This window comes from Nostoc sp. NZL, assembly GCF_015714705.1.
In the GTDB taxonomy this organism is placed as follows: Bacteria; Cyanobacteriota; Cyanobacteriia; order Cyanobacteriales; family Nostocaceae; genus Nostoc; species Nostoc foliaceum_A.
Genome location: NZ_WBKL01000025.1, coordinates 24,275 through 34,857, shown reverse-complemented (window position 1 = coordinate 34,857; position 10,583 = coordinate 24,275). Strand labels below are relative to the sequence as shown.

Annotated in this window: 6 protein-coding genes; 3 read left to right on the top strand and 3 right to left on the bottom strand. The window is 43.9% G+C overall.

The window, feature by feature from the left end; genetic code table 11:
- Window positions 1-332: 332 nt before the first annotated feature.
- A complete protein-coding gene (locus tag F8R90_RS03170) occupies window positions 333-1,529 on the top strand; it encodes a glycoside hydrolase family 10 protein (RefSeq protein WP_230966070.1) in 1,197 nt (398 codons plus the stop codon).
- 282 nt (window positions 1,530-1,811) lie between these two features.
- On the opposite strand, the gene F8R90_RS03165 is transcribed toward F8R90_RS03170, so the two are convergent.
- The gene (locus tag F8R90_RS03165; protein WP_196509522.1) at window positions 1,812-2,549 is read right to left on the bottom strand and encodes a Ycf66 family protein; all 738 of its coding nucleotides are present in this window, start codon (window positions 2,547-2,549) and stop codon (window positions 1,812-1,814) included.
- A gap of 215 nt (window positions 2,550-2,764) precedes the next feature.
- Here F8R90_RS03165 and gndA point away from each other — a divergent pair, with 215 nt between their 5' ends.
- Window positions 2,765-4,195 carry an NADP-dependent phosphogluconate dehydrogenase gene (gene gndA / locus F8R90_RS03160; RefSeq protein WP_196509521.1) on the top strand — a complete coding sequence of 477 codons (1,431 nt, stop codon included), beginning with the start codon at window positions 2,765-2,767 and terminating at the stop codon, window positions 4,193-4,195.
- A gap of 293 nt (window positions 4,196-4,488) precedes the next feature.
- Here the strand turns inward: gndA and F8R90_RS03155 are convergent, their stop codons facing one another.
- Together F8R90_RS03155 and cax are read right to left on the bottom strand one after the other, a co-directional pair.
- Window positions 4,489-5,628, bottom strand: a complete 1,140-nt coding sequence (locus F8R90_RS03155; RefSeq protein ID WP_196509520.1) for a serine/threonine-protein kinase — start codon at window positions 5,626-5,628, stop codon at window positions 4,489-4,491.
- 316 nt (window positions 5,629-5,944) lie between these two features.
- Entirely contained in the window at window positions 5,945-7,036 is a 1,092-nt protein-coding gene (cax, locus tag F8R90_RS03150; RefSeq protein WP_196509519.1) for a calcium/proton exchanger, read from the bottom strand.
- Between the two features lie 525 nt (window positions 7,037-7,561).
- Here cax and F8R90_RS03145 point away from each other — a divergent pair.
- Window positions 7,562-10,297 (top strand): DUF3536 domain-containing protein, encoded by a 2,736-nt coding sequence (locus tag F8R90_RS03145; RefSeq protein WP_196509518.1) that lies wholly within the window; start codon window positions 7,562-7,564, stop codon window positions 10,295-10,297.
- Window positions 10,298-10,583: the final 286 nt, after the last annotated feature.

The window sequence follows — 10,583 nt, the reverse complement described above, 5'->3', positions numbered from 1 at the left end:
GGGTGTGGGGGAGTGTGAAGATCGGGGAGCAGGGGAGGCAGGGGAAGATAAAGGAGAAAATTTTACCTTGTGCCCCTTCCTTGTCTCTTCCCCATTCCCCTATTCCTCATACCAATATCTATTGGGCACAAATGCTTACTAGCTGCGTCAACTATCTTAAATATTGTCTGCTTTAGTTTTTCTGGTGCAAAAGTTCCATAAGCAGGGAACGAACAACTACCAACTCATCAATCCTGTACTAAGCATAAATACTTGTAGACTATATGGTTAGTAGATTCAATCGTAAAAGCGAGCAATGGCGTGTGTGGGTAGCTAATGCATCATTCAAATCTATGAAATCACCTTTTATTGTTCAAACTTGGCGGCGACTACTCAAGTCTCTTTTTCCGATTCTCATTTTAATATCCTTTTTTACCGTATTACTGGTGGACAGTTTCACCCCTGCCATCGCACAGTTACCCCGTCAGGAAATCCGTGGGGTTTGGATGACCAACAATGATTTTGACACCCTCAAAAATCGGGACAAAGTGCAAGATGCGGTGAGTCAATTACGACGGCTGAACTTTAACACAATCTATCCTGTGGTTTGGAATTCTGGCTATGTAATGTATCCCAGTGCGATCGCACAACGTGCGGGTATTCAACCTTTTGTCTACAAAGGTTCAGATGGACATGATATTCTTGCAGACCTGATTAACCAAGCCCATCGCAAAGGATTGCTAGTAATTCCCTGGTTCGAGTTTGGTTTTATGGCTCCCCCAACCTCAGAATTGGCAATGAATTATCCTGATTGGTTCACACAAAAGCGGGATGGTAGCCAAACTTCAATTAGTGCGGCGGGTGAGGTGATGTGGCTCAATCCGTTCCATCCAAAAGTGCAACAGTTTATCACTAATCTAGTGCTGGAAACTGTCACCCAATATGATGCCGATGGCATTCAGTTTGACGATCACATGAGTTTGCCCCACGAATTTGGCTACGACCAATATACAGTTGCTTTGTACACCAAAGAAACGAAGAATCCTCCCCCAAGTAATTCCCAAGATGCGGCATGGGTAAAGTGGCGGGCAGATAAAATTACAGCGTTCATGGTACAACTTAACCAAGCTGTGAAGCAGAGAAGACCCCAGGCGATTTTTTCTGTTTCTCCTAATTACTATGATTTTGCTTACAAGTTTCACCTCCAAGATTGGCTGGGTTGGATGCGGCAAAATATTGTGGATGAGTTAATCGTGCAAATTTATCGTCCGGATCTGCAAAGTTTTGTGGCTAATATTTCCCGCCCAGAAATTCAAGAAGCACAACAAATAATTCCAACTGGAATTGGCGTTATGACAGGGTTACGAAATAATCCAGTTCCTATGCAGCAAATTAAGTCTCAGGTGCGGGCTGCTCAAGAACGCGGTCTAGGCATAACTTTCTTTTATTATGAAAGTCTTTGGAACGATGCTCTAGAACCTTTAAATGAGCGGCAAGCTGGATTTGCAACTCTCTTTCGCTCTCCTGCACTCCGCGCCCGAATTGAATAACTTTTCTGTTGAAGATTATGTTATGGCTAGTAAGGGTACGGCAATGCCATGCCCTTACGATAATCTAGTTATGTATCGGGGTTTTCGTGAATTGGTATAAGGTTTTTATGCCTAATGGTAGTGCTTTGCCTGTTGCAAAGGCTCAGATTCCCGGCTTATTTTAAAAGTCGGGAATTTTGTTATAACCGCTTCAGATCTGTGCTTCTATCCATTCTGAATTAGCTTTTGAAATTAGCTCTGAAACCCAACATCATATTAGGTTAACGTTGGGTTTCACAGCATTCAACTAGCTTGATTAGGCGGTATTTCTTCTGGTGGTGCTTCCGCTGGGGGAGCGAGTACCGCATCGGGAGCAATTTCTTCTACGGGAATCGGTTGCTTATCCTCAGTCTCCGCATCTGGTTGCGCTGCTTCCACCAATTCAGGAGATGGGGGATGTGGTGGAATCGCTTCCGGTACAGTTTCGGTTTTTGCTTCGGTGTCAGTAGTAACTGTCTCATCTGCTGGTTTTTCTGGTATAGCAGTAGTTTTGTCGATAATCTCAACAGTAGGTTTCTCTGCCAGTACAGAGGTAATGTCTTCAGGTCTGGGGGTTGTGGGTGTTTTTTTGCTAACAGTCTGTTGTACCTTGTATTTAACGCCACTGAAGGTGCTACCAAGACCCTGTTGCAACTGGCCCAGCCGTTCTTGAAGGGAGAACTTATTCACCTGTTCCTGAATGCCAGTTTTCACCGTCTCTGGACTGGGTACTTGGGTTTGTTGTGCCTGCGGGGTCAGTTGGCGACGTAATGATAGAGTTTGCCATCCAAACCAGACCAAAAGAGCCACACTAGCCACATGACCCAGCAACAAGCCCCCAGTAATACGTGGTGCAAACACCCATAAGACTAAAGCGTAGAAAAGTCCTACACCACTCCAGATAAAGTCATTCTTGCGGTGGATTTCTGGAAAAAAGAAAGCTGCTATATAGATGGCTAAACTACCAAGACCGACCACCAAAGCTAGGACAAATGCCAGCATTATTTGGTTACTCCTTACTGCGTCCTTTGACTATTTAAATTTTGCAAATTTTGCCAGTCAATTGTTGATTTAGATACAAATTAAAATTAATTATCCGTGTTAGTTGTGGATTTTTGTCGTTTATTCAACTCTTAAGGTCTTCTTTAGGGGAGAACGGAAAATATCGGACTACCCTTATAGGTAAAGGATCTGCAAGAGTTAGCCAGAAATTTTTTATGACACTACAAAGCTTTGGTGTGATTGGATTAGCCGTTATGGGTGAGAACATCGCTCTAAACGTGGAGCGCAATGGCTTCCCAATTGCAGTTTACAACCGCTCCCGAGAAAAAACGGATGCGTTTATGGCGCAGCGTGCTACAGGACGGAACGTCAAAGCCGCTTTTACTCTAGAAGAATTCGTTGCCTTATTGGAACGTCCCCGCAAAATTCTAGTAATGGTGCAAGCTGGTAAGCCAGTGGATGCGGTGATTGCTCAACTCAAACCCTTGTTAGAGGAAGGCGATATCATTATCGACGGTGGCAACTCTTGGTTTGAAGATACGGAACGACGCACTCAGGAATTAGAACCCGCAGGGCTTCGGTATCTTGGTATGGGTGTCAGTGGCGGTGAAGAAGGGGCACTAAATGGCCCATCTCTGATGCCTGGAGGTACAACAAGCTCTTACGAGTTTCTATCACCAATTTTCAACAAAATTGCTGCCCAAGTCGATGATGGCCCTTGTGTAACCTACATTGGCCCTGGTGGTTCTGGCCACTATGTCAAAATGGTACACAACGGCATTGAGTATGGCGATATGCAGCTAATTGCTGAAGCCTACGACTTGCTAAAAAATGTCGCTGGATTAAACCCCAGTCAGCTACATGATGTGTTTGCTGAATGGAATACCACCGATGAACTTGATTCATTTTTGATTGAGATTACGAAGAATATCTTCCCATATATTGACCCAGAAACAAATAAACCCCTCGTGGATTTGATTGTTGATGCAGCAGGTCAAAAGGGAACTGGACGCTGGACTGTGCAAACTGCGTTGGAATTGGGAGTTGCTATTCCCACAATTACAGCAGCAGTTAATGCCCGGATTATATCTTCGATTAAAGAAGAGCGGGTTGCAGCATCTAAAGTCCTCACAGGCCCCAGTGGCAAGTATGACGGGCAAACCAAGGACTTTATCAATAAAGTACGCGATGCTCTCTATTGCTCAAAAATCTGTTCTTATGCTCAAGGGATGGCGTTGCTATCCACAGCTTCAAAAACATATAACTGGAATTTGGATCTGGGCGAAATGGCGCGGATTTGGAAAGGTGGTTGTATTATTCGCGCTCGCTTTTTGAATAAGATTAAGAAGGCTTTTAGCGAAAATCCAGCTTTGCCTAACTTGCTGTTAGCTCCCGAATTTAAGCAGACAATTCTTGACAGACAGACTGCTTGGCGGGAAGTGATTGCGACAGCTGCAACAGTGGGAATTCCAGTACCCGCATTTAGCGCATCCTTGGATTATTTTGACAGCTATCGCCGCGATCGCTTGCCTCAAAATCTAACTCAAGCACAACGCGACTACTTCGGCGCACATACCTACCTACGTCTTGACAAGCCCGGAAGTTTCCATACTGAATGGGTTCCCATTGCTGAAGCTGGGAAGTAAGCTTTTGCACTTCTAAATTCTCAATTTACTGAGAAAGTTTAGACTGTTTCAGAATAAATATTACAAGTGGCTCTGAGTTTCAGAGTCACTTTCTTTTTAATGCTGAGTTAAATGCAAAATCAAACTGCTGTATCTTATTGATTGATTTTAAGGTAATACGCTTGGGTTAAGGGTTATTGGTGTAGGTAATTGGTCTTTGAAGACTCGATACGCCGTTTCTTAATTGGTCTTTGAAGACGCGATAAATCGCCGTCTCTACAAGTGTTTCGGTATTATCTGAACTGTATTGGATTTTAAGAATTATTATTACCAAGATATTTGGCTTTTAATTCTTCTAATTCTTGATCTATTTCGTTTGTACTAGAAAGCCCAGATGTGGGAATTGGTGGTTGTATTTTATTTAGCTGAGGTTTGTTACTACCCAAAAATTGGGTTTTCATTTGTTCTAATTCCAGATCAATTTGACTAGGAGATGGCGATACAAATGTAGGTGGAGATTTTGATGGAGATTGAGGGAGGGGTTTTACTGCAATCGCTGATGTGGCTGCTACTTGCGATTGTTGATTTAAGTCTTTGAGAACTTCATCTACTGTTTGATAACGCCGAATTGGAATACTTTCTAGCATCTTGTTGAGAATGCGACTCAACTGATTACTGACAGGAGCTTTCAAGTATTGCTGCCAAACCCAAGTATCGTTGTTGGTATCATAGGAATCGAAAGGCGATCGCACTGTTAATAAATTAATACAAGTAGCACCCAAACTGTAAATATCGCTGGCAAAAACAGCCCTACCTCTCATTTGCTCAGGTGCAACATATTCTGGACTACCAATACTAGTACCAGTTTTATTTAAGGCAGTGCCAGTGGCAGATTTAGCAGCACCAAAATCTACTAAAACTAGTTTGCGATCGCTCTCGCGTAAAATAATGTTTTCTGGCTTAATATCGCGGTGAATTACGTGTCTAGCATGACAAAATTGCAAAACTGACAATAAATCATTTAATATTTGCCGAATTTGTATTTCATTGAAAGCACCTCTATGTGCCAATTCCTGAGCTAAGTTTTTCCCGTCGATAAATTCTTGTACAAGATACTGCCGATCTTCTTGAGTAAAATATGCCAGTAGTTCGGGAATTTGAGGATGTTTACCCAATTCATCTAACTGCACCGCTTCTTGGTTAAATAACTCTACGGCTTTTGCAAGAGTGTTAGTGCCTTGAGATTGGGGATAAAATTGCTTAATTACGCAGCGTGGTTTTGAGGGCTTATCCTCATCCACAGCTAAGAAGGTTTTGCCAAAACCACCTTGTCCAATTGGTTTAATAGCACGGTAACGTTCTTTGAGGAGTAACTTAGAACCGCAAGCCTGGCAAAACTTGACATGATCAGGATTTTCAGGCTTGGGACAATGGGGATTAAGGCAGTAGCTCATACAGGCGATCGCTCTTATATCTCTTTATTTTACTGGCGTTGAGGGTGGGGAACTTTTGCGAATCCGTTAAAATATGAGCGATTTCTACGACGGGCTACTCGGCCTCGCACTACTAACTAGTACAATGTCTAAGCTCGTTTTGAGGGTTTGTTTGTACTAAGCACAAAGCGTGCTTAGAAGATAAGGACTAAATTAAAGTCCTTACTACGAACTTTTGACCAGAAATAAAAAGGTACAGAGCAAGTAAATTTATGGGGTTTCCCCCTGCTCCCTGCTCCCTGCCCCTTTTCCTCTTTCTGACTTCCGCCCTGCGGTACTACCCTATACCTTGTATAACTGGATGGAAGTAGAAGGCGAACCCCAACACTGTATAGGTAGCTAATAATAAAGTGCCTTCAAGCCAATTGGACTTACCATCAGAACTAATACTGTTTGCAATCAACACTGACGCAACCACAGCTACTAATTCAAAGGGTTGGAAATCCAAATCCATTGGTTTACCCATTACCCGCCCTGCTATAACTAACACGGGCGCGACAAATAAGGCAATCTGCATACTTGATCCCACAGCTACCGAAAGGGAAAGATCCATTTTATTTTTCATCGCCACGGTGACTGCTGTGGCGTGTTCAGCCGCGTTACCGACGATGGGAACCAAAATCACCCCTGTAAACAACGCCGTTAAACCTAGCTGAGATGTAGCCACCTCTAAAGAATCGACCAACATTTCTGACTCTAGTGCCACTAGCAAGGTACATACTAGCAGCACGCTAACCCACAACATCATATTTGGTTTAGCATGAGGGGTTTCCTCTGCTTCTGTCTCTGCTACACCCACATCATATAGATAGGAGTGGGTTTTCATTGAAAATAGCAGTGTTAAAGCATAAACCAGGATTAACACCACAGCAACAGCAATAGAAAAATTTTGCAGTGTTTGTTCGTTAATTCCTTGAGAGGTATAATTCATTGCCGTTGGCATCAAAATGGCAATCACCGCCAAATTCATCGAATCAGCATTCACCCGCGCCACAATTGGTTGAAATGTCTGTTCTTTGTAGCGCAGTCCTCCCAAAAGCATGGAAAAACCCATCACCAGTAGTAAGTTGCTAATAATCGATCCCGTGATACTGGCTTTGACTACATCTATTAACCCAGCGTTCAGCGCCACTAGGGCGATGATTAATTCTGTAGCATTGCCAAAGGTAGCGTTTAACAAGCCTCCCATTGATGGTCCCACTACGACAGCAATTTCTTCTGTGGCTGTACCCATCCAAGCTGCTAAGGGCAAAATTGCTAATCCAGCTGTAATGAAAACGATCAATTCTCCCCACTCCAGAAAGTGGGCTGCTACAGAAACCGGGATAAACAGTAATAAAACGAGAAGAATAATGTTTTTGGTTGACATTTGTTGTCTTAAGTTGAGGGTATCATTCACAGCGAGCAATCCTAAGTTTTAATTTGGAGTGTTGAATTAACAATTACTTTCACTCAGCACTCCCATAGGATACTCTCAACCGTCTGTAGAGCAATTCAGAAATTGTACTGTTTTCAGTTCAATACTGTGTATGTAAAATTAGATTGCGATATAATGAGATTCTGTAATTTTTTGTTGCAAAACTATGAATTTGAGCAAAAGTTTTACACCAAAAATGGGGTTTAATATATTAAAAGACAATTAAAATTTTGATTGGCGCTGCTAACGAGAAAACCCCTAACTGAGGCTTTGTTCAATGGCTAATTATTTTGAGCCTTCAGGGAAAGGGCTGTGCGATAACGCAGATTTCCCACTACAATAAAAACGCTTTGTCAAAAATTTGGTTGGATTCCATAGTTGTTGTTTATACCGGATTTTGTGTGAAAACCATTGTAGAAAGGTTTATGCACAATGTTTTCGGTGCAACTGCAAGTTTTTTGTTTTGGATAAATATACATGACTTCTGCTGCTGAAATGCCAGCTAGCTCTGGCTCAACGTTAACATTACATTCAGATCCCAAAAACACCAAAGAAACCGATCCCCTGAGAAAGGCTAATGGTGTTTATGTGACGGTGCATGGTCATTTTTACCAGCCACCAAGGGAAAACCCTTATCTGGACGCAATTGAACGCCAACCGAGCGCTGCACCTTTCCATGACTGGAATGAGCGGATTCATTGGGAATGCTATCGTCCGAATGCCTTTGCCAGAGTCTTAAATGACCAAGGCGAAGTGGTGAAGATCGTCAACAATTATGAGTATTTTAGTTTTAATATTGGCCCAACGCTGATGTCGTGGCTAGAACGCTACGATGTGGAGGTTTATCAGCGGATTTTAGAGGCGGATGCCAAGAGTAGCCAACGCTTGCATGGTCATGGCAATGCGATCGCGCAAGTATACAATCACATCATCATGCCCCTGGCGAACGAACGCGACAAATATACCCAAATTCGCTGGGGTAAAGAAGACTTCCGCTCCCGCTTTGGACGTGATCCCGAAGGAATGTGGCTCGCAGAAACAGGTGTGGATTATGCCACCCTCGAAGCTCTGGTTGCTGAGGGTATTCGCTTCATTATCCTTGCACCGTCTCAAGCACTGCGTTGCCGTCCCGTCCCCACTCAAGATCATCCCCATCCTGAATGGCACGAAGTCGGTGGTAGTCAGATTGATCCCACCCGTCCCTATCGTTGTTATTTAAAGCCAACGCTAGACACTTCATCTTCACCTCTAAGTTCGATTAATGAGGGGAATGGGGATAGTAACCACTCCCCACTCCCGACTCCCCACTCACTCCCCTATATTGATATCTTCTTCTACGATGGCCCAATATCGCGGGACATGGGTTTTAGTGATGTCGTTTATAATTCCAGTCACTTTGCTGGACGTATTGGTTCGGCCGTGCGTGGGGATCATCGGCCAACACAGTTAATCTCTGTGGCAACTGATGGGGAAACCTTCGGACATCACAAGAAGGGAACTGAGAAAACTTTAGCCTACGCCTTTACCAAAGAGTTTCCGCAGCAAGGTTGGACGGTAACAAATTTCGCCCACTACCTCAGCCTCAATTCTCCCAGTTGGGAAGTGGAATTGAAGTCAGTCACAGCCTGGAGTTGCGCCCACGGTGTAGATAGATGGCAAGATGACTGTGGTTGCGGTGGGGAAGGCAGCGTTTGGCATCAGAAATGGCGTCGTCCCTTGCGGGATGCCCTAAATTGGCTGCGGGATCAGCTAACTGAGGTGTATGAAGAACATGGTAGGCAGTTATTTCGTGATCCCTGGCAAACACGAGATGAATATATCCAAGTGATGCGCGATCGCACTGCTACCAATGTCAACCGTTTCCTAGCCCGTCATCAAACCCACAAACTAACCGCAGCCGAACAAGTAGACGCACTACGCCTATTGGAAATGCAGCGTCACGCTTTGTTGATGTTCACTAGTTGCGGTTGGTTTTTTGAAGAAATTTCCCGTCCAGAGGGGACACAAATTCTGCGCTACGCCGGCCGTGCTTTGGAATTGGCAGGGGAAGTGGCTGGTGTGCAGTTGGAAAAAGGCTTTGTCAAACGTCTGGGTTTAGCCCCCAGCAATGTGGATGACTTCAAACACGGCGGCGAAATTTATCGGCAACTCGTGTTAACTGCCCAGCTGGGCTTTAAGCAAGTAGCAGCCCATTACGCTATTACTTCTCTGTTTACAAATCAGAAACCAGCACAGACGCACAATTCTTTGCCTAGAAAAGATGCTGCTGATAAACAGTCTCAGCGTTACCACAAAAAGGTTTATTGCTACGCTGCTAATGAGCTAGATTACCAGCTGCAACGTATGGGATCGCTAACTCTGGCTGTGGGAAATTTAAAGCTGGTATCAGAGATTACTTGGGAAAGCGAGCATTTGGTATTTGCGGTTCTCCATTTGGGAGGCTGGGATTTCCACTGCTGTATTCAACAATTTACTGGGCGGCGTGACTACAGCCAATTAAAAGAAAAGCTGTTCGGCGCACTAAAACAAGCTAGCGCGGCTCATACTATATTGGCGATGACACAGCTATTTGGCGAAGAAGCTTTCAACTTGCAAAATCTATTTGCTGAAGAACGCCACCGGATTATGCGGCTGCTGAGTGAGGAAACGCTGACACGTTTAGGACAGTTGTATACCCAAGCGTACCGTGATAATTATGGTGTGCTGATGGCGTTTCATCGAGATGAATTAGCAGTACCGCAAGAATTGCAGGTAGCAGCAGATATTGCTTTAGGGCATCGTTGTCTGATGACATTGCGATCGCTAGAGCAAGATATCGCTGATCCCCAAAAGAGTTGGAGTCACATATTAGAATTGGAGGCGATCGCTACTGAAGCAAAACATCTGCGTTGTCGGCTGAATATTCCCGACGGTAAGCAGATGTTAGAACAGTTAATTGCGCGATCGCTCTGGCAATTGTTGCACGATGCTAATGGCAGCTTTAATGCAGATATCCAACTATTGGAGAGATTGATTGATGTCGGGGATCAACTAAATATTGACATTTCCCTACAGCGATCGCAAGAACTATATTTTAGTTGTCTGCACAGTCAGATCGCGCCAGTGTGTATCACTAGCCTTGGGAATGAAGGAGATAATCAGTGTCTTCAGTTACTTAAGTTGGGCAAAAAGTTAGCCGTTGATGTCAGTATAATCTCAAATCAGTTGGGATAGATGTAGACACGCACAGCGGTAGCGGTGCATTGATATCAACTTAAGTCAGTTGGGGGAAAAATTTCACACAGAGAGAAGGGGATAATTATCCCCTTCTCTTTTTAATTTCCTTGATTATGATGTCCGCCAAATCACCCATAATACAATACAGTTCAGAATGAGCAACAAAACCCAGATGTAGAGACGGCGATTTATCGCGTCTCTTCCCTTAACCGAACCGTATTGCAAGTATATTGATCCATAATAAGTATTTTTTGGTAGGGACTTCAGTCACCAAAGCCAGGAC